At 71.8% G+C, this 25,131-nt stretch carries 22 protein-coding genes; 8 read left to right on the plus strand and 14 right to left on the minus strand.

All coding sequences use genetic code 11. The features are described from left to right. Positions 1-200: 200 nt before the first annotated feature. The 3 genes from AB0L65_RS61910 to AB0L65_RS61920 all read right to left on the minus strand — a co-directional run bounded on the left by AB0L65_RS61910 (position 201) and on the right by AB0L65_RS61920 (position 3,949). Positions 201-3,041, minus strand: coding sequence for a SpoIIE family protein phosphatase (locus AB0L65_RS61910; RefSeq protein ID WP_364267089.1), 2,841 nt, complete (start codon positions 3,039-3,041; stop codon positions 201-203). 108 nt (positions 3,042-3,149) lie between these two features. Next, entirely contained in the window at positions 3,150-3,812 is a 663-nt protein-coding gene (locus AB0L65_RS61915) for a DsbA family oxidoreductase (RefSeq protein WP_364267092.1), read from the minus strand. After that, the gene (locus tag AB0L65_RS61920) at positions 3,809-3,949 is read right to left on the minus strand and encodes a hypothetical protein (protein WP_350742972.1); all 141 of its coding nucleotides are present in this window, start codon (positions 3,947-3,949) and stop codon (positions 3,809-3,811) included. Before AB0L65_RS61920 ends, AB0L65_RS61915 begins: the two co-directional genes overlap by 4 nt. 123 nt (positions 3,950-4,072) lie before the next feature. Between AB0L65_RS61920 and AB0L65_RS61925 the strand changes: the two genes are divergently transcribed. Then, positions 4,073-4,471: a helix-turn-helix domain-containing protein gene (locus AB0L65_RS61925; RefSeq protein WP_364267095.1), complete on the plus strand. Its 399-nt coding sequence runs from the start codon at positions 4,073-4,075 to the stop codon at positions 4,469-4,471. A gap of 10 nt (positions 4,472-4,481) precedes the next feature. On the opposite strand, the gene AB0L65_RS61930 is transcribed toward AB0L65_RS61925, so the two are convergent. From AB0L65_RS61930 to rfbB, 6 genes are read right to left on the minus strand one after another with little or no spacing between them, the layout of a single operon-like run. Next, complete coding sequence (locus AB0L65_RS61930; protein ID WP_364267098.1) at positions 4,482-5,141, minus strand: 4'-phosphopantetheinyl transferase superfamily protein; 660 nt, start codon at positions 5,139-5,141, stop codon at positions 4,482-4,484. Continuing rightward, complete coding sequence (locus tag AB0L65_RS61935) at positions 5,138-5,965, minus strand: metallophosphoesterase (RefSeq protein WP_364267101.1); 828 nt, start codon at positions 5,963-5,965, stop codon at positions 5,138-5,140. The genes AB0L65_RS61930 and AB0L65_RS61935 overlap by 4 nt, the downstream gene beginning before the upstream one ends. Then, positions 5,962-6,702 (minus strand): alpha/beta fold hydrolase, encoded by a 741-nt coding sequence (locus AB0L65_RS61940; RefSeq protein ID WP_364267104.1) that lies wholly within the window; start codon positions 6,700-6,702, stop codon positions 5,962-5,964. The genes AB0L65_RS61935 and AB0L65_RS61940 overlap by 4 nt, the downstream gene beginning before the upstream one ends. A gap of 26 nt (positions 6,703-6,728) precedes the next feature. Then, positions 6,729-7,619 (minus strand): glucose-1-phosphate thymidylyltransferase RfbA, encoded by an 891-nt coding sequence (gene rfbA, locus AB0L65_RS61945; RefSeq protein WP_364267107.1) that lies wholly within the window; start codon positions 7,617-7,619, stop codon positions 6,729-6,731. 39 nt (positions 7,620-7,658) lie between these two features. Beyond that, positions 7,659-10,001: a penicillin acylase family protein gene (locus AB0L65_RS61950; RefSeq protein WP_364267110.1), complete on the minus strand. Its 2,343-nt coding sequence runs from the start codon at positions 9,999-10,001 to the stop codon at positions 7,659-7,661. 17 nt (positions 10,002-10,018) lie between these two features. Continuing rightward, positions 10,019-11,002 (minus strand): dTDP-glucose 4,6-dehydratase, encoded by a 984-nt coding sequence (gene rfbB / locus AB0L65_RS61955; RefSeq protein WP_364267113.1) that lies wholly within the window; start codon positions 11,000-11,002, stop codon positions 10,019-10,021. A 406-nt stretch (positions 11,003-11,408) separates the two neighbouring features. Here rfbB and AB0L65_RS61960 point away from each other — a divergent pair, with 406 nt between their 5' ends. The 6 genes from AB0L65_RS61960 to AB0L65_RS61985 are packed head-to-tail and all read left to right on the plus strand — an operon-like array spanning position 11,409 to position 17,469. Next, on the plus strand, positions 11,409-12,830 hold the full coding sequence (locus AB0L65_RS61960; RefSeq protein WP_364267140.1) for a carboxyl transferase domain-containing protein: 1,422 nt from the start codon (positions 11,409-11,411) through the stop codon (positions 12,828-12,830). Positions 12,831-12,868: 38 nt separating this feature from the next. After that, positions 12,869-13,888 carry a ketoacyl-ACP synthase III gene (locus AB0L65_RS61965; protein WP_355213028.1) on the plus strand — a complete coding sequence of 340 codons (1,020 nt, stop codon included), beginning with the start codon at positions 12,869-12,871 and terminating at the stop codon, positions 13,886-13,888. Next, entirely contained in the window at positions 13,888-14,748 is an 861-nt protein-coding gene (locus tag AB0L65_RS61970; protein WP_364267116.1) for a 3-hydroxybutyryl-CoA dehydrogenase, read from the plus strand. The genes AB0L65_RS61965 and AB0L65_RS61970 overlap by 1 nt, the downstream gene beginning before the upstream one ends. 33 nt (positions 14,749-14,781) lie before the next feature. Further along, entirely contained in the window at positions 14,782-15,390 is a 609-nt protein-coding gene (gene rfbC / locus AB0L65_RS61975; protein WP_350742991.1) for a dTDP-4-dehydrorhamnose 3,5-epimerase, read from the plus strand. A 31-nt stretch (positions 15,391-15,421) separates the two neighbouring features. Further along, positions 15,422-16,534 carry a DegT/DnrJ/EryC1/StrS family aminotransferase gene (locus AB0L65_RS61980; protein ID WP_364267119.1) on the plus strand — a complete coding sequence of 371 codons (1,113 nt, stop codon included), beginning with the start codon at positions 15,422-15,424 and terminating at the stop codon, positions 16,532-16,534. Continuing rightward, complete coding sequence (locus AB0L65_RS61985) at positions 16,531-17,469, plus strand: acyltransferase domain-containing protein (protein ID WP_364267122.1); 939 nt, start codon at positions 16,531-16,533, stop codon at positions 17,467-17,469. Before AB0L65_RS61980 ends, AB0L65_RS61985 begins: the two co-directional genes overlap by 4 nt. Before the next feature lie 60 nt (positions 17,470-17,529). Here the strand turns inward: AB0L65_RS61985 and AB0L65_RS61990 are convergent, their stop codons facing one another. Further along, entirely contained in the window at positions 17,530-17,778 is a 249-nt protein-coding gene (locus AB0L65_RS61990) for an acyl carrier protein (protein WP_350742997.1), read from the minus strand. A gap of 140 nt (positions 17,779-17,918) precedes the next feature. Here AB0L65_RS61990 and AB0L65_RS61995 point away from each other — a divergent pair, with 140 nt between their 5' ends. Beyond that, a complete protein-coding gene (locus tag AB0L65_RS61995; RefSeq protein ID WP_364267125.1) occupies positions 17,919-19,427 on the plus strand; it encodes an AMP-binding protein in 1,509 nt (502 codons plus the stop codon). Between the two features lie 24 nt (positions 19,428-19,451). Here AB0L65_RS61995 and AB0L65_RS62000 read toward each other — a convergent pair whose 3' ends face one another. The 4 genes from AB0L65_RS62000 to AB0L65_RS62015 all read right to left on the minus strand — a co-directional run. Beyond that, the gene (locus AB0L65_RS62000; RefSeq protein WP_364267128.1) at positions 19,452-20,453 is read right to left on the minus strand and encodes an alpha/beta hydrolase; all 1,002 of its coding nucleotides are present in this window, start codon (positions 20,451-20,453) and stop codon (positions 19,452-19,454) included. Between the two features lie 78 nt (positions 20,454-20,531). Beyond that, entirely contained in the window at positions 20,532-21,293 is a 762-nt protein-coding gene (locus AB0L65_RS62005) for an SDR family NAD(P)-dependent oxidoreductase (protein WP_364267131.1), read from the minus strand. A gap of 17 nt (positions 21,294-21,310) precedes the next feature. Continuing rightward, a complete protein-coding gene (gene ccrA, locus AB0L65_RS62010; RefSeq protein ID WP_364267134.1) occupies positions 21,311-22,657 on the minus strand; it encodes a crotonyl-CoA carboxylase/reductase in 1,347 nt (448 codons plus the stop codon). 70 nt (positions 22,658-22,727) lie between these two features. Beyond that, a partial coding sequence (locus AB0L65_RS62015; RefSeq protein WP_364267137.1) for an SDR family NAD(P)-dependent oxidoreductase occupies positions 22,728-25,131 on the minus strand: 2,404 nt, incomplete at its 5' end.

Genomic DNA, 25,131 nt, shown 5'->3' on the forward strand with positions numbered 1-25,131 from the left:
GGCATGTCCATCGAGATGCGCGACACGGACGAGGACGTCTTCCGCGCGGCGGAAGAGCTCGGCATCGACCTGTCCCGGCGTGAGCCGAGCAGCGTCGAGGAGATCTGAGCCCGACGGCGGTCCGTCCGGCGCCTCCAGAAAGATCCGGCGCCTCCGGAGATATCCGGAGGCGCCAAGGGGAGGCGCCGGACGGCTCAGGTTCAGGTCGCGTTCGGCGCGGGGAGCGCCTGCTCGGCCCAGATGCACTTGCCGTCGGCGGTGAAGCGGGTTCCCCAGCGTTGCGAGAGGGCCGCGACGAGCTGGAGGCCGCGCCCGCCCTCGTCGGTCTCGCTGGCGCGGCGGATCCTCGGGGTGGTCTGGCTGCCGTCGGCGACCTCGCAGATGAGCGTACGGCTGCGTAGCAACCGCAGCCGGAGCGGGCCCCTGGCGTGCCGGATGACGTTGCCGACCAGCTCGCTGGCCACGAGTTCGGTGGTCATGACGAGGTCGTCGAGATGCCAGCGGGCGAGCTGGTCGCGTACGTGCTCACGGGCCTGGCCGGCCGCGATCGGGTTGTCGGGAAGGGCCCAGGAGACGACGTCCTCGGCCGGGAGCCGGTGGGTGCGGGCGATGAGCAGGGCGGCGTCGTCGGGGATCTGCCTGCGGGTCGGCAGCATGGCCTCGATGACGGACTCGCAGAGGCGGTCGAGGTCGCTGTCCGAGAGGCCGCCGCGCAGGCTGGTCAGGAGCCGGGTGAGCTCGGCCAGGCCGCTCTCGATGTCGCGGGTGGAGGACTCGATCAGCCCGTCGGTGTAGAACACGAGCAGGCTGTCCTCCGGCACGAGCAGCTCGTGCGTGCTGAGGGGCGGCGCGGCGGCGCCGAGGGGCGGATCGGGCGTCACGTCGAGGACGCGGACCGTGCCGTCGGGGTGGACCAGGGCGGGCGGTGGATGACCGGCGCTGACCAGGGAGCATTCGCCGCTCGTCGGGTCGTACACCGCGTACAGGCAGGTGACGTAGAAGTCGTCGCCGAGGTCGCTGACGAGGTCGTTGAGGTGGGCGAGCAGCTCTCCCGGCGGCAGTTCGAGGTCCGCGAGAGTGCGTACGGCGGTGCGCAGGCGCCCCATGGTGACGGCCTCGGTCAGGCCGTGTCCCATGACGTCGCCGATGACGAGGGCGACCCGGTCCGCGGACAGCGGGATGATGTCGTACCAGTCGCCGCCGACCGCCACGGTGCCGCCGGGCAGATAGCGGGCCGCGGCGGTGAGGCCGGGCAGGGACGGCAGGGCGCGGGGGAGCAGGTGGCGCTGCAGCTCCTGGGCGCGGGTGTGCTCCAGGTCGTACATGCGGGCTCGGGCCAGGGCCTGGGCGATCAGCCCGCTGAGCGCGGTGAGCAGGGTGCGCTCCTCGCTGGTGAACTGGTGCGGCCGGTCGAAGGAGATCACGCAGTAGCCCATCGGCTGGTCGGGCACGCGCAGCGGGAGGATGGCCCAGCTGTCCATCCGCGAACCGGCCGTACGGTCGCCGCCGGCACCCGGCGGCCGCTGCTCGGCCGTTGACGTGATGAAGATCGGCACGTGGGACCGGAGCACGTCGGCGTAGGCGGAGGGGACGAGGGCCGCCCGGTTCTGGAACTCGCCGAGGAGGTCGGTGGGGGCGCCGATGGACTCGACCAGATGGAGGTGATCGCCCTCCCGGGTCAGGACCGCCAGCCCCGCGGCCCCGAACGGCGGCAGCACCTGCTCGGCGATGACCTGCATGACGTCGCGGAGCGTCACCGCGTCGCCGATGGTGCGGGTCAGCTCCTGGATCCGCGCGGCCCGCTCGGCGGCGGCCTGTTCGGCGGCCTCGCGCTGCTCGTCCTGCATCCGCTTCTCGGTGACGTCGGCGAGGTAGAGCGTCAGCCCGTCCGGCACCGGCACCAGGCGTACGTGGTACCACCGGTCGTCGGTCGGCCAGCGCATGTCGAAGCTGGCGGGCACGCGTTCGGCGGCGGCCTGGCGGCACATCGCCTGCAGCTCCGGCGTGTGGGCCGAGGTCAGCTCCCACAGCACCCGGCCGTTCAGGTCGCCGGACCCGAGGAGACGCTCGGCGACGAGGTTGACGAACATGATCCGCCAGTCGCGGTCCACGGCGAGGAAGGCGTCGCTCATGTCGCGCAGCGCGCGGCCGGCCGACTCGCGGGCCACGCGGCTCTCGGTGGTGTCCCAGACCGTGCCGACCATGCGGACCGGCTCGCCCTGCTCGTCCAGCACCAGGCGGCCTCGGGCGTGCATCCAGCCCGTGGTCCCGTCCGGGCGGCAGGCGCGGTACTCGACCTCGTAGATGGCCCGGGTGCGGATGGCCTCCTCGGTCGCGGCCATCACCCTGGGCAGGTCCTTCGGGTGGACGATGTTCGACCAGGTGTCGATGTGGTGCGGCCCGGTCGCGGGGTCGATGCCCAGCATGATCAGCGCCGGCTCGTCCCAGTAGAGCTCGCCGGTGCGGATGTTCCAGTCCCAGGACCCGATCTTGACGGCCTTCAGCGCCTTGCGCAGGCCGGCGTCGGCCGAGTGCTCCGGCCACCACGAGCCCTTCGTACCCGAGTCGGCGCCGGTCCTGGCCAGCCGCTTGGCCAGCCAACCGGCCAGCGACCCCAGGAACTCCCACTGGTCGCCGGTCGGCTCGGCGGTTCCGTCGCAGAGCACGGACAGCACGCCGAACGGCGGGCCCGGGCCGCGCAGCGGGACGGCCGCCACCGTCACGGGCCTGGCCCCGTCCAGGTCGGAACGCGAGACGGCGCGGCAGGCGGGCGTCCCGTCACGCAGGACCCGCACGATCACCTCCCGGGTCCCGCCCCACGCCTCCTGGACCGCCGGGGGCAGCCCGGACGCGGACACCAGCCGGGGTTCCCGGCTGCCGACGGGCCCGGCCCAGTGGATCATGCCGCCGAGCGCGTGCAGGTCGGCGACCGCCTGATCAAGGGCGTACTCCAGGACCTCGATGTCGCTCAGACCGGCGCACACCGAGGTGAGCACGCGAAGGCGTTCGTCCCCCGAAGCAGCGACGGGGGACCTCTTCACCGCCATCCTCTCGCCCCCCAGCAGTCACGAGAGAAGTAGGCCACCAGCCCGGTGCCGGACGCTTCTTCCACAGGGTAACGAAACGGCCGCCAAGAGCGGGCAAAGCGGTCAGCGGGCCGCCGCGCCGGCGGCGGTGTACGCCTGCTGGAGGGCGGACAGGAACAGGTCGGCCGGCTGGGCGCCCGACACGCCCCAGGTGTCGTTGAGCACGAAGAACGGCACGCCGCCGGCGCCGAGCCGGCGCGCCTCGCGGACGTCCGCGGCCACCTCGCCGGTGTACGCGTCGCCGCCGACGACCCGCCGCACCTCCTCGTCGGGGAGCCCGACCTCGGTGCCCAGGCGTACCAGGGTGTCGGGATCGTCGACCGTCTCGCCCTCGATCAGGTGCGCGCGCAGCAGCCGCTCGTGCATCGGGCCGTCCAGGCCATGCTCGGCGGCGAGCTGGCCGAGCCGGTGCGCGTCCAGGGTGTTCACCGAGACCGCCCGGTCGAAGTCATAGGTCAGGCCCTCGGCGGCGGCCAGCTCGGCGACCTGGCCGGTCATCTGCCGTACCTGGGCCGCCGACCCGCCGATCTTCTTGGCCAGCATGTCGTACACCGGCTCGCGGACGCCCTTGGGGTGCGACGGATCGAGCTGGAAGCTGTGCCAGCGCACCTGGACCTGGTCGGCGTGCTCGAACCGGCCGACGGCCGTCTCCAGGCGGCGCTTGCCGATGTAGCACCACGGGCAGACGACGTCGGACCACACGTCGATCCGTACCTGCGCGCTCACAGGTAGCACACCCCGTCCGTGCACACCGGCGCGGCATCCGTGCCGACGGGGATCAGCGTCGGGAGCCCGGCCGGCTGAGGGTCGGACTGGTCGGTGCCGTCGACCGGCGCCGGCGTCTCGAAGGGGGAGACAGACATGGTCACTTCCTAATAGTTACTTCTTGTATGCAACCTAAGGATAGGTAACCCTAGAGGTAACCGGGAAGAAGGTACATTCATGTCAGTTACGCACATGCGTGTGCCTGGGAAGGAGGCGCTCCGGTGTCAGGCCCGTACCTGAACGTTCCCGTGCCCGTCCCCGCGGACGGCGACTGCCCCATCCGCGAGGTCCTCGACATCGTGGCCGACAAGTGGAGCGTGCTGATCGTCGTGCTGCTCGGGCAGCGGATCCACCGCTTCAGCGAGCTGCACCGCTCGATCGAGGGCATCAGCCAGCGCATGCTCACCCTCACCCTGCGCACCCTCGTACGCGACGGCCTCGTGGCCCGGACCGCCTACGCGACGGTCCCGCCGCGCGTCGAGTACGAGCTGACCGAGCTCGGCCGCACCCTGCTCGACCCGCTGACCGCGCTCGACGCCTGGGCCCGCGAGCACCGCGACGACATCGTGGCCGCCCGCCGGCACCATGACGCCCCGGAGGCGGAGGCCGCCCCGGGGTGAACCCGGGGCCTCAAACCCGGCCGTACAGCTCCGCCGGGCGTACGGTGATGGCCGTCACGAGCAGGCCGTCGGCGGCGAGCCAGCGGCCGACGAAGCCGGTCAGCTCCCGCCCGAGCACCCGTGGGCCGGGGACGAGGAAGCGGGCCGTGAAGGTCCCCGTACGGGTGAGGGTGATGTGGGCCTGGTCGAAGCCCAGCCAGCGCCGCGTCAGCGGGAACCACGCCTTGTAGACCGCCTCCTTGGCGCAGAACAGCAGCCGGTCCCAGTGGACGCCGGGGCCGAGCCGGGCCAGGGCGGCGAGCTCCCGGTCGAGGGCGATGGCCGGCAGGACGCCGTCGGGGAGCGGTTCGTGGGGCTCGGCGTCGATGCCGACGGTCAGCGCGTCCAGGGAGACCGCGGCCGCCCGGTATCCGGCGCAGTGCGTGATCGCCCCGGCCACCCCCGGCGGCCAGCCGGGAGCGCCGCGCTCGCCGGGCAGGATCGGCGCCGCGGGCAACCCGAGCCGGTCCAGGGCACGGCGGGCGCAGTGGCGGGCCGTGGTGAACTCACGGCGCCGCTTGTCCACCGCGCGCGCGATGAAGGTCTCCTCCTCGGGGAAGAGGGTCGCGTCCGGCGGGTCCCCGAACGCCTCCTCGGCGGCCACCCACGGCGGCAGGATCTTCTCGATCATGGCTCGGGCAGGATCTGGCGGAGCCGGCCGGGCGGGGTGGGGCGGGGCCGCCACTCACGCGGGTAGCCCAGGGAGACCTCCTCGAAGCGGACGCCGTCGTGCCAGGTGGTGCGGGGGATGTGGAGGTGGCCGTAGACGGCCGCGCAGGCGTTGAAGCGCAGGTGCCAGTCGGCGGTGCGCTCGGTGCCGCACCAGATCGCGAACTCCGGATGCCGCAGGACCAGCGTCGGCTCCCTGACCAGCGGATAGTGGTTGACCAGCACCGTCGGGACGCCCGGCGGGAGCTCGGCCAGGCGGCGTTCGGTCTCGGCGACCCTGGCGGCGCACCAGGCGTCCCGGGAGGCGTGGGGGTCCGGGTGGAGGAGGAACTCGTCGGTGCAGACCACGTCCTTGGCGTACGCGAGGGCGAGGGCCTCTTCCTTCGTCTCGGCGTCGGGGGTGCGGAAGGTGTAGTCGTACAGGACGAAGAGCGGGACGATCACGGCGGGGCCGCCGGGGCCCGTCCAGGTCGGGTACGGGTCCTCCGGCGTGACCACGCCCAGGCTGCGGCAGACCTTCACCAGGTGCTGGTAGCGCTCCTCCCCGCGCAGCTGGACCGGGTCGGAGGGATGCGTCCACATCTCGTGGTTGCCCGGCACCCACACGACCTTCGCGAAGCGGCGGCTGAGCAGGGTCAGGGCCCATTCGAGGCCGGCGACCTCCTCCGACACGTCCCCGGCGACCAGCAGCCAGTCCGAGGGGTCGCCGGGCCGCAGGCCCTCGAGGATGCGCCTGTTCTCCGAGTATCCGATGTGCAGATCGCTGATGGCCAGCAGCGCGGTCATGCGCGGATCGTCTCCAGGGACTTGAGGATCGTCTCGGCCACGGCGGCGTCGTGGTCGCGGACGAAGAAGTGCCCGCCGGACAGGACGTGCAGCTCGAAGCCGCCGCTGGTGTGCGCCTCCCACGCCTGCGCCTCGGCCAGGCTCGTCAGGGGGTCGGCGTCGCCGGTCAGCGCGACGATCGGGCAGCCCACCGGCGCCCCGCCCGCGAACCGGTAGGTCTCGATCGCCCGGTAGTCGGCGCGGATCGTGGCCAGCACCATCGCCCGCAGCTCGGCGTCGTCCAGCACCGCCGCCTCGCTGCCGTTCAGGCCCTTCAGGTGCGCCACCAGCTCGTGGTCGTCGAGCAGGTGCAGCATGTCGTGGCGGACCCGGCTGGGCGCGCGCCGCCCCGACACGAACAACGCCGTGGGCCCGTGGTCGCCGAGGGCCAGGGCGGTCTCGAACGCGACGAGCGCCCCCATGCTGTGCCCGAAGAACGCCCGCGGCCGGCCGTCCCCGGGGCCCAGGACGTCGGCGATGCGGCCGGCCAGCAGCCGCAGGTCGTTGACGGGCGGCTCGTGGCGGCGCTCCTGCCTGCCGGGGTACTGGACGGCGACCAGCTCGGCGGCGGGCGCCAGCGCCGCCGCCAGGGGGTGGTAGAAGCCGGCCGAGCCTCCGGCGTGCGGGAAGCAGATCACCTGCGCGTCGCTCTGCGGCGACGGATGGGAGCGGTGCAGCCAGGGATTGGTCCTCGTCACGGCGTCTCTCCTTAAGATCGGGGACCTCAGTTCGGGGACGGGGCTTCGCGGAACTCGGCGGCGACAGAACGGACGTAGCGACCATAGCTGGACGCGGAGAGCTCGCTGCCCAGCCGGTCGCAGGCCTCGGCGTCGATGAAGCCCATCCGGAGCGCGATCTCCTCCACGCAGGCGATGCGCACCCCCTGCCGCTGCTCCAGCACCTGGACGTACTGGCTGGCCTGGAGGATGGACTCCGGGGTCCCGGCGTCCAGCCAGGCGAACCCGCGCCCGAGGTCGACGAGCCGGGCCTTGCCGCGCGCCAGATAGGTACGGTTCACGTCGGTGATCTCCAGCTCGCCCCGGGCGGACGGCTGCAGGTTCTTGGCGATGTCCACCACGTCGTTGTCATAGAGGTACAGGCCGACGATCGCCCGGTTGGACCGGGGATTGATGGGTTTCTCCTCGATGGAGATGAGCCGGCCGTCGGCGTCGGTCTCGCCGATCCCGTAGCGTTCGGGGTCGCTCACCGGATAGCCGAACAGGACGCAGCCGTCCACCTCGGACGTGCTCTGCTGGAGGATGTCGAAGAACGAGTGGCCGTGGAAGATGTTGTCACCGAGCACGAGGGCCACCGAGTCGTCGCCGATGTGGTCGGCCCCGATGATGAAGGCGTCCGCCAGGCCGACCGGCTGGGACTGCTCCGCGTAGGTGATGTCGAGCCCCAGATGCGACCCGTCGCGCAGCAGGCGGGTCAGCTGGGGCAGGTCCGTGGGGGTCGAGATGATCAGGATGTCGGTGATGTTCGCCAGCATGAGCGCCGACAGCGGGTAATAGATCATCGGCTTGTCGTTCACCGGGAGAAGCTGCTTCGAGACGGCCAGGGTGAGCGGGTAGAGCCGGGTTCCGTGACCGCCCGCCAGAATGATGCCCTTCATGTCTGATTCCTTCGATGAAAACTCGTAAACGGAAATCAATCAGTGGGGGGTGAGTGTGATCCTGCTCGCGGCGTGCCGTTCCACCTGCGCGCGGCTGTAGAGAAGCGGGAAATACTCGCCCGACCTCCAGCGCTCCGCGAGATCCCGGTAGTGCGGGCTGCGCGGGTCGCCGGACTGGCCGGGCGCGTTCACGGCGCGGGAGTTGTCCCATCGGCCGACGTCCAGCACCATCTTGAACGAGGCCCCCGACGACTGCTGGAAGGTGGCCGGGCTGTAGGAGGACGCGTCCACCGTGTACGCCGACCCGCCCCGGGGGAAGGGACCCACGTCCGCCCCGACGGGGCTCGTGAACGTGGTGTACTGCAGCGCCCCCCACCTCCACGTGCGCGGGTCGGCGCCGAGCCGCCCGGCGACCTCGCGGTAGGCGGCGGCCAGCGACGTGTCCAGCAGCTCGTCCCGCGCGGCCGTCCCGCCGGAGCCGAACCAGCGGTCCGGGTGCTCCAGCGCGTCGACCAGCAGGCGGGCGTCGACGAAGGGGATGGAGTCCGCCACCTCCGGCGGCAGCACGGCGCGGCGGAAGGCCGGCCCGAGATGGCGCGAGAACCACGGCTCGAACAGCGCCGCCTCCGGCGAGTCCGCGTCCGCGACCCCGTCGTAGGAGCGGAGCAGCCGCAGCGCCCGCGTGGTGTCCGGGTCCGTGCTCGTCAGGCCGTCGAGCAGGCGCACGATCCGCCGCGCGGGTGTGGACACCTTGTCGGCCTGCAGGCGGATGGAGTCCTCGACCGTGCCGCGCGGGCTCGCCGCGAGCACCTCGTCGATCCGCTGCCTGCGGTAGGGCGGGTCCCACTCGAACCCGATCTCGTCGGGGTGGTCCGCGGGGAGGTTGAACTCGTTCGCCGAGGCGACGAACCCCTGCCGCGGATTGTAGGAGCGGGGCAGGCGGGCGCCGTCGAGGAAGCCGTCCCACTCGTAGCGGCCGTCGCCCGGGACGGGCAGCAGGCCGTCGTAGCCCTCGCGCTTGGGGGTGAGGGCGCCGGGCACCCAGCCGATGTTGCCCGAGACGTCGGCGTACACCTGGTTCTCGGGAGGGCCGCCCCAGGTGCGCATGGCCGCCGAGAACTCCGCGAAGTCGCGGGCCCCCATGTACGTCATGCTGCCGAAGTAGGGGGACGTGCCGGGCTCCAGCCAGGTGGTGCGCACGGCGTACGCGAGGTTGCGCTGCCGGTCGATCTTGATCACCGGGCCGTGCCTGGTGAAGGGGAGCTCCACGTCCACCGGCGCCGCGCCCGCGACCGGCACCCGCTCGGCCGTCGTCCTGAAGCGCTCCCAGCCGCCGCCGTACCGGTACCTGCCGGGGTCGGCGGGGTCGAGCTCGTAGACGTAGAGGTCCTCCTGGTCGGCGCCGAAGATGGTCAGGCCGAACGCGACGGTGCCGTTGTGCCCCATCGAGATCCCGGGGAGCGCGGGCTCACCGGCGCCGATGACGTCGAGTCCGGGGGCCGACAGATGGGCCAGGTAGCGCAGCGAGGGCGCGGTCAGCGACCGGTGCGGGTCGCCGGCCAGGATGGGGCGGCCCGTGGCGGTGCGGCCCGGCGAGATCGCCCAGCTGTTGCTGCCACCGGGGTCCGCGGGGGAGGCGGGGGCCGGGCGTAACGCGCCGTTCTCGAAGACCACGCCCCGCGTGGCCAGCTCGTACGTCCGCAGCACGTCCATGGGCACGGAGCAGGGGTCGAGTCCCTTGGGCACGGCGGCGGCGCGCTCGGGCTCCAGCCGCCACAGCGCCGCGGACGCCTTGGTCCCGCCCGCGCAGACGACGAGCGAGCGCAGCACCTCGCTGTAGACGTTCTTGGCGATGCCGTGGCTCCTGATCCGCACCACGTCCTCCGGCCGCCACAGCGCGGGCGCGTACCCGAGCTGCCGGAACTCGGGCGGCAACTGCTCCGGGTTCTGCCCGAGCCGGCGCACATAGGCGTTGATGCCTTCAGTGAAGCGGGTCGCGGCCCGTTTCGCCCCGGGGCCGTAGCTTGCCCACTCCCGGTCCATGTCACCCCGGTAGAGGAACATCCGCGCCGCCTTGTCCTGCTCCACGTAGGCGGGGCCGAGGACCGAGGAGAGCTCTCCCAGACCGCGCCGCCGCCAGAGGTCGATCTGGAACAGCCGGTCCCTGGCGGCGTTGAAGCCCTGCGCGAGGAAGAGGTCGTCAGTGTTCCGGGCGTAGATGTGCGGCACGCCCCACCGGTCCACGATCAGCTCGACCGGCTGCGTGAGGCCGGGGACCCGCAGGGTCTCCGCGTCCTGCGGGCGGGCGGCGGCGGGCAGCGTCGTCAGCGCCAGGACGAGCCCGGCGGCCAGCGCCGTTCCGGCGCGCAGGCGGCTCCGCATGACACAGCACCTCTCGTTCAACGCGGCTCATATGCTTTGAGGGGCTTCCACCAGTCGCGGTGCTCCAGATACCAGCGCACCGTCTCCGCCAGCCCCTCGGTGAACGGGACCCGCGGCGCGTAGCCCAGCTCCTTCTGGATCTTGCTGATGTCCACGGAGTAGCGGAAGTCGTGGCCCTTGCGGTCGGCCACCGGCCGGACCATCGACCAGTCCATGCCCATGATGTCCAGCACGCGCCTGGTCAGCGTCAGGTTGCTCAGCTCGGTCCCGCCGCCGATGTTGTAGACCTCCCCGGCGCGTCCCGACTCCGCGACCAGCGCGATGCCGTCGCAGTGGTCGTCCACGTGCAGCCAGTCCCGCACGTTCGCGCCGTCGCCGTAGAGGGGCACCGGCAGCCCGTCCGCCAGGTTGGTGACGAACAGCGGGATGACCTTCTCGGGGAACTGGTAGGGGCCGTAGTTGTTGGAGCAGCGGGTCACGCACACGTCCAGCCCGTGCGTCCGGTGGTAGGCCAGAGCGAGCAGGTCGGAGGACGCCTTCGACGCCGAGTACGGGGAGTTCGGGCCGAGGGGGTCGTCCTCCGAGAACGAGCCCTCCGGGGCGGAGCCGTAGACCTCGTCCGTGGAGACGTGCACGAACCTGCCGACCCCGGCCTCCAGCGCGCACTGCAGCAGCGCGTGGGTGCCGAGCACGTTGGTCCGGACGAACTCCGCCGACCCCTCGATGGAGCGGTCGACATGCGACTCGGCGGCGAAATGGACGACCAGGTCCACCTTCTCCATCGTGTCCCGCACGAGCGGCACGCCGGCGATGTCCCCGTGCACGAACCGGAGCCGGGGGTCGTCGAGCACCTCCGCCAGATTCTCCAGGTTCCCCGCGTACGTCAGCTTGTCGAGCACCACGACCTCGGCCTCGGCCAGCGCCGGATAGTGCCCCTGGAACACCCTGTTGACGAAGTTCGACCCGATGAAACCGGCGCCACCCGTCACAAGAATGCGCATCCTCAGTCCTCTTCGTAGGCCCTGTCCGGTCCGCCCGGCGGCGACTTCCATGACAGGACGCGTGCGGCGGCATCGGCCAGTGAATTCCGGATATTTAGGGGGGACCGGCACCGGAAAAAGCTCTTCGGTCCCGTCCCGCCGTACATTTAGGGGCTGTTTAGGGGCTGACGGGACGGCACCCGGCCGTGCCTGCCGAAACCCGGTAGGGGTGGGGATAAGGGTTGGTGTGGGAGGGGTGCCCATGTAGCGTTCTTGCTGATGAGACCGGCCCAATTCAGCGCCGTCTCGGAAATTCCCGGAAGATCGGTCGCACCCGTGCCCACGGCTTGTGAGAGGTGGCGAACGTGCGAGAAAAGACCTCCTTTTCGGAATCAAATCTTTTTGAGGGCGGACGACGTTGCTGACTATCAGCCCCACCGGCTCCCCTGTCGTTCAGGAGGAGCGCGAGCGCGATTTTCGTGAACCTGCCGTCCGCCTGGCCCGGCTGCTGGACGCCGGCTCCGTCGTGCCGCTGCACGACAAGGACGCCAGCGGCGTGACCGCCGTGCGAGGGCGTGTCGCGGGAAGGGACGTGATCGCCTACTGCACCGACGCCCTCAAGATGGGCGGCGCGATGGGCGCGGAGGGCTGCCGCTGGGTCGTGGAGGCCATCGACGCGGCCGTGCTCGAAGGCGTTCCCGTGATCGGCCTGTGGCACTCCGGCGGGGCCAGGCTGGCCGACGGCGTCGAGTCGATGGACGGCGTCGGAAAGGTGTTCCGCGCGATGACCCGGGCCTCCGGCCGGGTGCCCCAGATCTCGGTCGTCCTCGGACCGGCCGCTGGAGCCGCCGCCTACGGGCCCGCGCTGACGGACGTCGTGATCATGTCGTCGGCCGCCCGCATGTTCGTGACCGGCCCCGACGTCGTACGCACCGTCACGGGCGAGCAGGTCGACATGGAGTCGCTCGGCGGCCCCGGCGCCCACGGCCGCAAGTCGGGCGTGGCGCACGTGGTCGTCGAGAACGAGGCGGAGGCGTACCTGACGGCACGGCGCTTCACCGAGCTCCTCAACGGCCCGCGCTCCTTCGACCCGGACCTGGCGAAGGACGGCGACGACCTCGGGGCGCTGCTGCCGGAGAACCCGCGCCGCGCCTACGACGTGCGGCCCCTGGTCCGCGAGCTCCTCGACGACGGCGGGTTCGAGGAGCTGCAGCCGCGCTGGGCGGCCAACGTCGTCATCGGCCTCGGCCGGCTCGCCGGCGGGACCGTCGGCGTCATCGCCAACAACCCCCTGCGCAAGGGCGGCTGCCTGGACTCGCTCAGCGCCGAGAAGGCCGCGCGGTTCGTCCGCATGTGCGACGCGTTCGGCATCCCGCTGGTCGTGCTCGTGGACGTGCCCGGCTACCTGCCCGGCGTCGGCCAGGAGTGGGACGGCGTGATCCGGCGCGGAGCCAAGCTCCTGCACGCGTTCGCCGAGGCCGTCGTGCCCAGGGTCACCCTCGTCACGCGCAAGTCGTACGGCGGCGCGTACATCGCGATGAACTCCCGCTGCCTCGGGGCGACGGCGGTCTTCGCCTGGCCCCAGGCCGAGGTCGCGGTGATGAGCGCGGAGGCCGCCGTGGGCGTCCTGCACCGCAAGCGGCTGGCCGCCGCCCCCGACGAGGACCGCGAGGCGCTGCGGCTGAGCCTCGTCGAGGAGCAGATCCGCACGGCCGGCGGCGTGGGACGGGCCCTCGCGCTGGGCGTCGTGGACGAGGTGGTCGAGCCCGAGCACACCCGGCGGAGGATCGCCGAGGCCCTGGCCGCGACGCCGGCGCGGCGCGGCGACCACGGCAACATCCCCCTCTGACCGCGCCCGGTGGTACTGATGGGAAAGGCGTACTGGCAGTGGCCAAGCAATTCACGGGAATCCTGGGAACCGGTTCCTACCTGCCCAAGGAAGAGGTCGCCAACGAGGAGGTGGCGGCCAAGGCCGGCGTGACCGCGGAATGGATCCAGCGCAAGACCCAGATCTCCGCCCGCCGCCATGCCGCTCCCGACGAGGCCACCTCCGACCTCGCCGTCCGGGCCGCCAGGAACGCGCTGAGCCAGGCCGGCGTCGACATCGGCCGGATCGGCTACATCATCGTGTCCACCTCGACCGGCGACTCGCCCCAGCCGCCGACCTCGTACCTGGTCCAGGACGCGCTCGGCGGGCGCGGCGCCGCCTGCTTCGACATCAACGTCGTCTGCAGCGGTTTCGTGTACGCGCTGGCGCTGGCCGACAGCCTCGTCGCGCTCCGCCCCGACACCTACGCGCTCGTGGTGGCCGCGGACGTGTACTCGCGCATCCTCGACGCCACCGACCGCCGCACGGCCGTGCTCTTCGGGGACGGCGCCGGCGCGGCCGTCGTCGGCCCGGTGCCGGAACGCTCCGGGATCATCGGCTTCGACCTGACCAGCGACGGCGCGGCCAGCCAGCTCATCAGGGTCGACGCCGGAGGCAGCAGGCTTCCCGCCTCCCACGAGACGGTCGAGGCCGGCGACCACTACTTCCGCATGGACGGCCGCGGGGTCAGGAACTACGTGATGGAGCACGTGCCGCCCATCCTGGAGGGCCTGGTGAGCCGCGCCGGGTTCCGGCCGCAGGAGGTCGACGTCTTCGTGCCGCACCAGGCGAACGGGGTCATGGTCACCGAACTGGTCGAACGCGTCGGCCTCACCGGCGCGCGCACCGCCCGGACGCTGGAGCGGTACGGAAACGTGGGCAGCGCCTCGGTCCCCGTGGCGCTCGACGAGGCGAACCGGTCGGGCCTCATCAAGGACGGCGATCTCGTCCTGCTCGCCGGGTTCGGCGGCGGCATGTCCATCGGGGCGTGCCTTCTTCACTGGTCGGCGCCGACGGTGCCGGTGTCACAGGAGGCGTGATGAGCGAGATGCGCAAGGTCGGCATCGTCGGGTGCGGCGTCATGGGCTCGGGCGTCGCGGAGGCGTGCGCCCGCGCCGGGCTCGACGTGATCGTCGCCGTGTCCACGGAGGCGTCCCTCGCGCCCGCGCGGCGGCGCGTGACCGCGTGGCTCGACCGGGGCCTGCGCAGGGCCACGATCACCGAGGCCGAGCGGGACGTGGCGCTGGCCCGCGTCGCCTTCGTCACGGACCTCGCCGAGCTCGGCGACCGGCAGATCGTCTTCGAGGCCGTCCCCGAGAGCGAGTCGATCAAGCTCGACGTGCTGGGAGCGCTGGACAAGATCCTGGACGACCCGGACGCGATCCTCGCGTCGAACACCTCCTCCATCCCGATCATCCGGCTGGCGCGGGCCACCAGCCGGCCCGCCCAGGTGATCGGGGTGCACTTCTTCAACCCGATGCCCGCGCTCCCGCTGGTGGAGCTCATCGGGTCGCTGCTGACGGCGGACGAGACGTACGCGCGGGCGGAGTCGTTCGTCGCCGGGACGCTCGGCAAACAGGTGATCAGGTCGCAGGACCGCGCCGGTTTCGTGGTCAACGCGCTGCTCATCCCGTTCCTGCTGTCGGCCGTGCGGATGGTGGAGAGCGGGTTCGCCCGCGCCGACGTGGTCGATCAGGGCATGGTGCTGGGCTGCTCCCACCCGATGGGCCCGCTGAAGCTGGCCGACCTGATCGGCCTGGACACGGTGGCCTCGATCGCGGAGGCCCTCTACGAGGAGTTCAAGGAGCCGCTCTACACGCCCCCGCCGCTCCTGCTGCGCATGGTCGAGGGCGGCCTCCTGGGAAAGAAGACCGGCCGCGGATTCTACGAATACGCCTAGCGGCCGGCGGACACCACAGAAAGGTTTTCGGACATGCAGATCCGCCAGCTCAGGGTGGACGGCGCGTTCTTGATCCAGCCCAAGGTCTTCCACGACGACAGGGGCCTGTTCCTCGAGGCGTTCAGCCAGCCGGAGTTCCGGAAGGCGGTCGGCCACGAGCTCTCGGTCGCCCAGGTCAACTGCTCGGTGTCGCGGCGCGGGACCATCCGCGGCCTGCACGCCACCGCGCTGCCGGGCCAGGCGCGCTACATGACCTGCCCGCAGGGCGCCATCATCGACATCCTGGTCGACATCAGGGTCGGCTCGCCCACCTACGGCGAGCACGTCGCGGTCGAGCTGAGCGCGGAGAACCGCAACGCCCTCTACCTGGCCGAAGGGCTCGCCCACGGGTTCGCGCCGCTGACGGACCAGGCCACGGTCGTGTACCTGTGCTCCAGCACGTGGTCCCCCGGCACGTCGATCCAGATCGACCCCCTGGACCCGGAGCTGGCCCTGCCCTGGCCGGCCAAGCGCGACCTGCTGTCGGAGAAGGACCTCGCCGCCCCGTCCCTGCGCGAGGCCGAGAAGCTCGGGCTGCTGCCGGACTACTCCGCCTGCCGCGCCCGCTACGCCGAACTCGAGGACCCCGCCCTCGTCGGCTGACGACGGGCGAGACAGGCAAGGAGCACAGCCAATGATCCCGTTGTTCAAGGTGCCGATGTCCGACGAGGCGCCGGCCGCCGTCGCCGAGGTGGTCGGCAGCGGCCAGATCGGCCAGGGGGCCAAGGTCGTCGAGTTCGAGGCGGCGCTCGCCGCCAGGATCGGCAACCCCAGGGTGGCCACCGTCAACAGCGCCACCGCCGGGCTCCAGCTCGCGCTGCGCCTGGTCGCCGGCGACGACGACGGCCAGGGCGAGGTGCTGTCCACGCCGCTGACCATGGAGGCCACCAACTGGGCGATCCTGGCCAACCGGCTGCGGATCAAGTGGGTGGACGTCGACCCGGCCACCCTCAACGTCGACCTCGACGACCTGGCCAGGAAGATCACACCCAGGACCCGCGCCATCATGGTCGTGCACTTCGCCGGATACCCGGTGGACCTCGACCGGCTGGCCGCGATCCTCGACGACGCCGAGGCCGCGTTCGGCTCCCGGATCACCGTGATCGAGGACTGCGCGCACGCCTGGGGCGCGACCTACCGCGGCGCGCCGATCGGCACCCACGGCAACATCTCCGTCTTCAGCTTCCAGGCCATCAAGCACCTCACCACCGGCGACGGCGGCGCGCTCGCGCTGCCCACCGACGAGCTGCACGAGCGGGCCAGGCTGCTGCGCTGGTTCGGCATCGACCGCAGCGCCGACCGGCTGCGCAACCCGCCCGACGTGCCCGAGTGGGGCTACAAGTTCCACATGACGGACATCAACGCCTCGATCGGACTGGCCAACCTGGCCAAGGCGGACGAGGTGGTGGCCAGGCACCGCGACAACGCCGCCTTCTACGACCGGGAGCTGGCCGGCGTCCCGGGGCTGGAGCTGACCGAACGCTCCGGCGACCGCCAGTCCTCCTTCTGGATCTACCCCATGAAGGTGGACGACCGGGACGGGTTCCTCAAGCGCATGGACGCGGCCGGGATCATGGCCAGCAACGTGCACGAGCGCAACGACCTGCACACCTGCGTGCGCGAGTACGCCGCCCTGCTCCCCGGGCTGGAGCGGGTCGCCAAGCGCGTGGTGTGCGTGCCGGTGGGCTGGTGGGTCACCGACGAGCAACGCCGCCACATCGTGGACACCATCAAGGAGGGCTGGTGACCTCCGCCCCGCGGACCGCGATCGTCTTCCCCGGGATGGGCCCCGTCCAGTTCGCCGACGTCGCCGCATTCATGCGGGGCGATCCCGCGGCGCGGCGGCTGATCGCCGCCGCCGACGACGTCCTCGGCTACTCGCTGGTGGACCGCTTCCAGGAGTCCCGGAACGACTACAGCGAGGCCGCCCAGGTGGCGTTCATGGTGAACTGCGTGGCCCTCGCGGACTGGGCCGGGCGGACCCTGGGCGTGGAGCCGGTCGTGTGCGTCGGCCCGAGCTTCGGCGGCAAGGCGGCCGCGGCGTACTCGGGCGCCCTGTCCTTCGAGGACGCCGTGCGCATGACGGCCGGGCTGGCCCGCTGCACCGACGACTACTTCGCCCGCGAGCACCGGGACATCGTCACCCACTCCTTCGTGCGCACCCCGGAGCCCGGGCTGCGGGAGGTGCTGGCCGAGCTGGACGAGCGCGGCGAGTGGTACGACCTCTCCTGCTACATCGACCACGACTTCTACATGCTCTCCCTGGCGGAGCGGCAGGTGGAGTGGCTACAGCGGCGGGTACGGGCCATCGGCGGGCTCCCGCTGTACACGATGCGCCCCCCGATGCACTCGGCCGCGTTCCAGGCGCTGCGGCGGCGGGCCGAGGAGGAGGTCCTCGACGGCCTCCGGTTCGCCGACCCGAGGCTGCCGGTGGTGGACGACCACGACGGCGCGCTGCTGACGACCGGGGACGGCGTGCGGACGATGCTGCTCGACGGCTTCGTACGGCCCCTGCGCTGGCCGGAGGTGGTGGCGGCGCTGCGGCGGCTGGAGGTCGCCCGGGTGTGCGTCTCCGGCCCGGACAGCCTGTTCGGCCGGGTGGCGGTCACCAGGGAGAACTTCGCGGTGACACCGGTGAACCCGAGACTGGCGATGATGCCCCGCCCGGCCTCGGTGGCCTAGCCCGGCATGCGACGAGGCCACGGCTCACCGGGTGATGAGCGCGTGGCCTCGTCGCGGGCGTCAGCCGGCGGTCTCGGAAATCCCGGTCAAGGTGTTCCACAACACGGCGGGGGTCTGGAAGGTCTCCGGGGTCAGCGCGTCGTCCCGGAATCGCACCCCGTACGTGTCCTCCAGAGCGCCCAGCAATTGCACGATGCCGAGCGAGTCGAGGCCGAAGTCCAGCAGTGCGACGTCCTCCCGGAGTTTCTCGTCGGCCGGGAGAAAAGGCAGGTGCTGGCGCAGGATCTCCTCGAAACGGTTGTCCCACATGGCGCGCGGATTCCTTTCTCAATCGAATTATCTGGACTTGACGTTATAGCCCGGAAACCCCGATGTCCACGGATTCGACAAAAGAATTTGACAGACATATTCAGACCTGGTGCCCGGAATAATTGTGGCCGGAGGAAACAATGACCGGAGAATGCAGCCCCGCCCTCTATGAATTCTTTCTGCGCGGTCTGGCGAAGTCGCCCGGCCGGGCGGCGTTCCGGGCCGGCGCGGACACCTTGACCTACGACCAGGTCTACCGGCTGGCCCTGCTGTGGGGCGGCGCGCTGCCGCGTACGTCACCCGCCGTCGGGGTGCTCGCCGCCAAGGGGACCGTCTCCTACGTCGGGATCCTCGCTGGCCTCTTCGCCGGGGTGACCGTCGTGCCGCTCCAGCCGGACTTCCCGGCCGCGCGCACCAGGCAGATGATCGAGGCGGCCGGGGTGTCGGCGCTCATCGTCGACGAACGCGGGCGGAAGATCGCCGAGGAACTGCTGGGCGAGGGCATGGACGTCGCCGTCCTCGCGCCCGACACCGACCCGATCGACCACGGGCTCGCCCTCCCGCGGCCCCGGCCGGTCGAGGCCGACGACATCGCGTACGTGCTGTTCACCTCGGGTTCCACCGGGACGCCCAAGGGCGTGCCGATCACCCACGGCAACACCGCCCACTATTTCCGGTTCCTGGCCGGACGGTACGACTTCACCAGTGGCGACGTCTTCTCCCAGACGTTCGACCTGACCTTCGACTGCGCCATGTTCGACCTGTTCTGCGCCTGGGGAGCCGGGGCGACGTCCGTGGCCGTGCCGCCGCACGCGTACCGGAACCTGCCGCGCTTCCTCGCCGAGCAGGGGATCACCGTGTGGTTCTCCACCCCCAGCGCGATCTCGATGGTGCGCAGGACCGGTGGTCTCGGCGGCGCCGCCATGCCGTTCCTGCGCTGGAGCTTCTTCGCCGGAGAGGCGCTGAAGGTCGCGGACGCCACCGACTGGCAGCGGGCCGCCCCCGCCTCCGTCCTGGAGAACCTGTACGGCCCGACCGAGCTGACCATCACCATCGTCGGCCACCGCTGGTCCCAGGAGACCTCGCCCGGACTGGGCGTCAACGGGCTGTCGCCGATCGGGTTCGTCAACGACGGCCACGACCACCTGCTGCTCGACGACGAGGGACGGCCGACCGGCACCGAGGGCGAGCTCTGGATCACCGGCCCGCAGACCACCCCCGGGTACCTCGATCCCGAGCACGACCACGGCCGGTTCGTCGAGCGCGAGGGCCGCGTCTGGTACAACACCGGCGACCGGGTCCGGCGCGCGGCCAACGGCGAGCTCGTCTATCTCGGCCGGGGCGACGCCCAGGTCCAGGTGCAGGGCTGGCGCGTCGAGCTGGCCGAGATCGACCACGCCGTACGCGGCTGCGACGGCGTCGAGGACGCGGTGACGGTGAGCACCACGGCCGACGACGCCACCGCGCTCGTCGTCTTCTACACCGGAGCCCCCGCGCCGCCGGCCCGCTTCGCCGCCCAGCTCCGCAGGACGCTGCCGGCGGGCCTCATTCCCCGGCACTACCACCACCTGGACGAGCTGCCGCTGAACCCCAACCGCAAGGTCGACCGGGCCGGCCTGCGGGCCCGGGCCACGGAGCTGGTCGGCTGAGCTGGTCGGGTGAGCGGGGCGGGCTCAGCGGCTCCGCATCCCGCGGCGCAGTGAGAAGATCATGTCCTCGCGCATCTTCTTGGTGATCTCGGCGTGCGCGATCACGGACGCGCCGTGGAAGGTCCCCGGATACAGCACGAGCTCTGTCGCGACCCCCGCCTGGACGAGCCGCTGGGCGTACTCGATGCCCTCGTCGCGCAGCGGGTCGAACTCGCACACCACCACCAGCGCCGGAGGCAGGCCGGTGAGGTCGCCGGCCCGCATGGGCGCGGCGTAGGGGGACACGTCCGGGCCGCCCGGAGCCGGGCCGTCCTTGAGGTAGTACCGCCACATGGCCTCGTTGTTGCGGCTGTTCCAGCTGGGGGTGTCGACGAAGTCCCGCATGGACCGCGTCGTCATCCGGTCGTCCAGCACCGGCACGTCCAGGAACTGGAAGCAGATCTCCGGGCCGCCGCGGTCGCGGGCGAGGAGGGAGACCGCCGCGGAGAGGTTCCCGCCGGCGCTGTCGCCGCCGACCGCGATCCGCTCGGGGTCCACGCCGAGCTCCCCGGCCGCGGAGCGCAACCACGTCAGCGACGCGTACGTGTCCTCCAGCGCCCCGGGGAACGGGGTGTCGGGGGAGAGGCGGTAGTCGATCGACACCACGACGGCGCCGACCCGGTCGGCGATCTCCGTGCACCGCGCGTCGAACACCACTAAGTCGGAGGCCACGAATCCGCCTCCGTGCAGGTAGAGGAGCGCCGGCCGGGGCCGGTCCGCGGCGGGCGGCCGGTAGAGGCGTACCTTCACCGGGGGCGCGCCCTCGGGGCCGGGGATCTCGCGATCGCCGATGTCCACGGCCTGCTCGGGCGTGTAGTGCGGGAGCTTCTCGTGGAACGCCTGCTCTTCCTCGGGGGTGAGGGTGATCTCCCGGTTGACGACCTGGGAGAGTTCGACGTCGGGGATCATCGACGCCCACGGCGCGAGCTCTGAGTCGAGGTTGTAGCGCATGAGATCATCCTCCGCGCCGGGGCGGCGCCGGGTCATCCGCCGAATGGCCGCCGCCGGGCGGGTCCGCCCGGCCGAACGGCGGTGTTCATTTGGGCAGCGCCTATTGCGCGGTGTCTATTGCGCGGTGGCGCCGCCGTCGATGGCCAGTGCCGCGCCGGTGATGAAGGCCGCGTCGTCGCTGAGGAGGAACGCGACCAGCGCGGCGATCTCCTCGGGATGCGCCGCCCGTCCCGAGGGGTTGGGCACCCGGGTCTCCAGCGGCCCGTCCAGCGGCGCTCCCAGCAGGTTGCGGAGCAGCGGGGTGTCGACGTTGCCGGTGACCAGCGCGTTCACCCGTACACCCCGCTCGGCGTTCTCCAGGGCGACGGCCCTGGTCAGCCCGACCACACCGTGCTTGGCGGCCACGTACGGCGCCGCGCCCGGGATCCCGGCGCAGCCGTAGGTGGAGGCGTTGGTCACGATCGAGCCCCCGCCGGCGGCCAGGATCGCCGGGACCTGGTGCTTGAGCCCGTAGAAGACACTGGTGAGGTTCTGCTCCAGGTCCGCCCGCCAGTGGGCCTCGTCCACGTCGGACACCAGCCCGGTCCCGTTCACGCCGCCGACGTTGTTGAACGCCCCGTCCAGCCGGCCGAACTCCGTGACCGCCGAGCGCACCACCCGTTCGGCGTCGGCCTCCACCGTGACGTCGGCCGGGACGAACAGCGCCCGGCCGCCCTTCGCCTGGATGCCGGCCGCCACCTGCGCGCCGACGTCCTCGCGCCGGGCCGCGATCACCACGGCGCCGCCGTCCGCGGCGACCCGCTCCGCGACGGCCTTCCCGATGCCGGAAGTCCCTCCTGTGATCACGACGACCTTGGAAGCCAGGTCAGCAGCCACGTCTCATCCTCCGCAAGCTAGTTGTCCGACGGTTCGCGGAACCGGTTGATCTGGTCGATGTGGCGGGCGCGGAACTCGGGGTCGTCGACGCCGAGACCGGGCCGCGGCGCCAGGCACAGGACCCCGACCTTGCCGCTGTGGGCGTTCGCGTGGACGCGGCGGGTCGCCACGCCGACCTCGTCGAGGTCGTAGACGGCGGACAGGGTGGGGTGGACCGCCCCCTTGGCGATGAGGCGGTTGGCCTCCCAGGCCTCCCGGTAGTTCGCGAAGTGGGTGCCGACGATCCGCTTCAGCGCCATCCACAGGTAGCGGTTGTCGTACTGGTGCTGGTAGCCGGAGGTGGAGGCGCAGGTGACGATCGTGCCGCCGCGGCGGGCCACGTACACGCTCGCGCCCATGGTCTCCCTGCCCGGGTGCTCGAAGACCACGTCGGGGTCGTCGCCGCCGGTCAGCTCCCGGATCCGCGCCCCGAACCGCTTCCACTCCTTGGGGTCGGGGGTCTCCGGGTCCTTCCAGAACCGGAAGCCCTCGTCGGCCCGGTTGATCACCAGCTCCGCGCCCTGGGCCCGGACCAGCTCGGCCTTGTGGTCGCTGGAGACCACACAGACCGGGATCCCCCCGGCGCGCAGGACGAGCTGGGTGGCGTACGAGCCGAGCCCGCCCGCGGCCCCCCAGATGAGCACCACGTCGCCGACCTTGATCTGCGCGCCGTTGCGCGAGATGAGCTGGCGGTAGGCCGTGGAGTGCACCAGGCCGGAGGACGCCGACTCCTCCCAGGTCAGGTGGGCGGGCTTGGGCATGAGCTGGTTCGCCTTGACCAGGCTGAGCTGCGCGAGCCCGCCGTAGTTGGTCTCGTACCCCCAGATGCGCTGGTCGGGGTCGAGCATGCTGTCGTCGTGACCGTCGGCCGAGGAGAGTTCGACCGACAGGCAGTGCGCCACGACCTTGTCACCGGCCTGCCACCGGTGGACGCCCGGGCCGGTCCTCAGCACGACGCCGGACATGTCCGAACCGAGCACGTGGAAGGGCTGGTCGTGGATCCCGGCCGACGGGACCGCCTTCGCGTAGCGCTTCAGGAAGCCGAACGTGTGCATCGGCTCGAAGATGGCGCTCCACACTGTGTTGTAGTTGATGCTGCTCGCCATCACCGCGACGAGCACCTCGCCCGGACCGGGTTCCGGTGTGGGGACGTCGGACAGGGTCAGCGACTTCGCGGGATCGCGGTTCTCGGCCGGGATGCCGCCGAACATGTCCACGTCGTCGTGGAGCACGACCGCCGCCCGGTAGCTCTCCGGGATCGGGAGGTTCCTGAGCTGCTCGGCGTCGTACTGCTCGGACAGCAGGACGTCTCTGATTTCCTTCATCGATTCTCCTTGGCGGGAGTTCGAGCGGGTGGGGGTCAAGGGCCGGCGACAGGACGCGCGGCCCGCCGGGTCAGGACGCGCCGAGCTGGTCGTCCAGCGCGGCGAAGAGCTCCTCGTCGGAAAGGTCGTCGAGGTCCCGGTCGGCCTCCTCCGCCGCGCCGTTCACCCCTTCGGCCGCGTGCAGGATGGCCCGGAAGCGGTCGCTGATCTGCGCCCGGTCCCCGGCGGACAGGGCCTGCTCCCGTAGCAGCCGCTCCATCTCGTCGAGCTGGGCGAAGATCGAGCCCGACGGCGTCTCGGGCGCGAGCCTGTCCTGGACGAACCGGGCGAGGGCGATCGGGGTGGGATAGTCGAAGACCAGGGTGGCCGGGAGCTTCAGGCCGGTCGCCCGGCCCAGCCGGTTGCGCAGCTCCACCGCGGTCAGCGAGTCGAACCCGAGCTCGTTGAACGCCCGGTCCGGTTGTACCGGGTCGTCCGAGGTGTGTCCCAGCACCGCCGCGGCCTCCGCGCGTACCAGGGACACCACCAGGCGCTCCCGCTTGGCCGGCGGCAGCTCCGCGAGCCGCGCCGCGAACGCCGTACCGTCGTCGCCCCCGGAGGCCGCCGGCGCTTCGAGCGCCCGCGTGAACTCGGGAACGGCGCTCACCAGGGGACGTGGCCGCGCCAGCGCGAAGGCGGGCGCGAAGCGCTCCCAGTCGATGTCGGTCACCACCAGGTGGCCTCCGCCGCTGCCGACCAGCTGGCCGATGGCCATCGCCGCGGCGTCGGGCGCCATCGGCCGCAGGCCGCTCCTGCCCAGCTGCTCCCCGGCGTCCTCCATCATCCCGCCGCCGCCCCAACCGCCCCAGGCGATCGAGGAGCCCGCGAGCCCGCGGATCCGCCGGCGCTGCGCCAGCCCGTCGAGGAACGCGTTGGCGGTGGCGTAGGAGGCCTGCCCGCTCGACCCCCACACGGCCGCGCCGGAGGAGAACATCACGAACGCCTCCAGCGGCCGGTCACCCAGGACCTCGTCGAGGTTGATCGCCCCGATGACCTTGGACCGGGCGTAGCCGGCGAAGTCCTCCAGCGTGGTGTCGGCCACGAGCACGTCGTCGTGCCCGACACCGGCCGCGTGCATCACCGCCGTCAGGTCGGGGATCGACTCCAGCAGGTCCCCTACCGCCGCCCGGTCGGCGACGTCGCAGGCGGCCACCGTGACCTCGGCGCCCAGCTCGGTCAGCTCGGCCTCGAGCTCCGCGACGCCCTCGGCGGCGCCTCCGCGGCGGCTGACCAGCACCAGGCGGTCGGCGCCCTCCCGGGCGAGCCACCGCGCCACGTTCGCGCCGACCCCGCCGGTGCCGCCGGTGACCAGCACCGTTCCGTTCGGCTTCCAGCTCCGCGCCCGGTCCGCGCCGCCGTTCGGCGAGCGCACCATGCGGCGCGCCCGTACGACGCCCGAGCGGATCGCCACCTGGTCCTCGCCACTCGTGCCCGCGAGCACCCCCTGGAGCAGCGCGATGTCGTCGGCTCCAGGGGCGGGGGGAAGGTCGACGATGCCGCCCCAGGTGTCCGGGTGGTCCACCGCGAGAACCGCGCCAAGCCCCCAGAGCGCAGTCTGGAACGGACTGACCCTCTCCACGGCCTCGCCTCCTCCGGCTCTCTCTTCGGCGGCGCCGTCTCCGCTGGCGCCGTCTCCGGTGGCGCTGTCTCCGGCTGCTCCGTCTCCGGTGGCCTCGTCCAGGGCGACCGCGCCGGACGTGGTCAGCCACAGGGGCGCGCTCACCTCCGCATCGGCCAGCGCCTGCACCAACGTGACCGTCGCCGCGGCGCCCCGGGACAGCGTCGGGTGCTCCTCGTGCGGCTCGTCGTCGAGCGGCAGGAGACAGAGCACACCGGTCAGCCCTGGCCGGGCCTGCGCACGTATGGCTTCAGCGAGCGCGGCGCGATCCTCACCACCGACCACCAGCGGATACACCCGGGCGGCCCGCGCGGACAGACCGTCCAGGACGTCCCGGACGATCCGCGGATCGCCGCCCGCGGCGGGCACGGCCACCAGCCATGCCGTACCGGTGATCCCCGCCGCGCTCGGCGCGCTCACCCCGCGCCACACCAGCTTGTAACGCCAGTCGTCGAGTACGGACCGCCTGCGCTCCGCGTCCCTCAGGGATGACAGGGCGGGAAGCACGGTCCTCAGGGCGTCCGCGTCCACCTTCAACCGGGTGGCCAGCGCCTCCGTCTCCTCCGACTCCAGCGCCTTCCAGAAACCGTCGTCCCGGGGGCCGTCCGACCCGTGCCCGTGGGACGACGGCTCCAGCCAGTAGTGGTGGTGTTGGAAGGGGTAGGTGGGCAGGTCGGTGGTGGTGGCGTGGGGGATGAGGGTGGTCCAGTTGGGGGTGGTGGTGGTGTTGTGGGTGTGGGTGGTGGCGAGTGCGGACAGGAGGGTGTGGGTTTCGGGGTGGTTTTTGCGGAGGGTGGGGGTGAAGTGGGTGCTGCTG

This window comes from Nonomuraea sp. NPDC052116 (assembly GCF_040680035.1).
Classification (GTDB): Bacteria; Actinomycetota; Actinomycetes; order Streptosporangiales; family Streptosporangiaceae; genus Nonomuraea; species Nonomuraea angiospora_A.

What these genes read in the sequence shown, in the direction of transcription:
- AB0L65_RS61920 (WP_350742972.1), bottom strand. Translation starts at nt 3,949, where the DNA reads ATGTCTGTCTCCCCCTTCGAGACGCCGGCGCCGGTCGACGGCACCGAC.
- AB0L65_RS61930 (WP_364267098.1), bottom strand. Translation starts at nt 5,141, where the DNA reads ATGATCGAGAAGATCCTGCCGCCGTGGGTGGCCGCCGAGGAGGCGTTC.
- AB0L65_RS61935 (WP_364267101.1), bottom strand. Translation starts at nt 5,965, where the DNA reads ATGACCGCGCTGCTGGCCATCAGCGATCTGCACATCGGATACTCGGAG.
- rfbA (WP_364267107.1), bottom strand. Translation starts at nt 7,619, where the DNA reads ATGAAGGGCATCATTCTGGCGGGCGGTCACGGAACCCGGCTCTACCCG.
- AB0L65_RS61950 (WP_364267110.1), bottom strand. Translation starts at nt 10,001, where the DNA reads ATGCGGAGCCGCCTGCGCGCCGGAACGGCGCTGGCCGCCGGGCTCGTC.
- rfbB (WP_364267113.1), bottom strand. Translation starts at nt 11,002, where the DNA reads ATGCGCATTCTTGTGACGGGTGGCGCCGGTTTCATCGGGTCGAACTTC.
- AB0L65_RS61970 (WP_364267116.1), top strand. Translation starts at nt 13,888, where the DNA reads ATGAGCGAGATGCGCAAGGTCGGCATCGTCGGGTGCGGCGTCATGGGC.
- rfbC (WP_350742991.1), top strand. Translation starts at nt 14,782, where the DNA reads ATGCAGATCCGCCAGCTCAGGGTGGACGGCGCGTTCTTGATCCAGCCC.
- AB0L65_RS61980 (WP_364267119.1), top strand. Translation starts at nt 15,422, where the DNA reads ATGATCCCGTTGTTCAAGGTGCCGATGTCCGACGAGGCGCCGGCCGCC.
- AB0L65_RS61990 (WP_350742997.1), bottom strand. Translation starts at nt 17,778, where the DNA reads ATGTGGGACAACCGTTTCGAGGAGATCCTGCGCCAGCACCTGCCTTTT.
- AB0L65_RS61995 (WP_364267125.1), top strand. Translation starts at nt 17,919, where the DNA reads ATGACCGGAGAATGCAGCCCCGCCCTCTATGAATTCTTTCTGCGCGGT.
- AB0L65_RS62000 (WP_364267128.1), bottom strand. Translation starts at nt 20,453, where the DNA reads ATGACCCGGCGCCGCCCCGGCGCGGAGGATGATCTCATGCGCTACAAC.
- ccrA (WP_364267134.1), bottom strand. Translation starts at nt 22,657, where the DNA reads ATGAAGGAAATCAGAGACGTCCTGCTGTCCGAGCAGTACGACGCCGAG.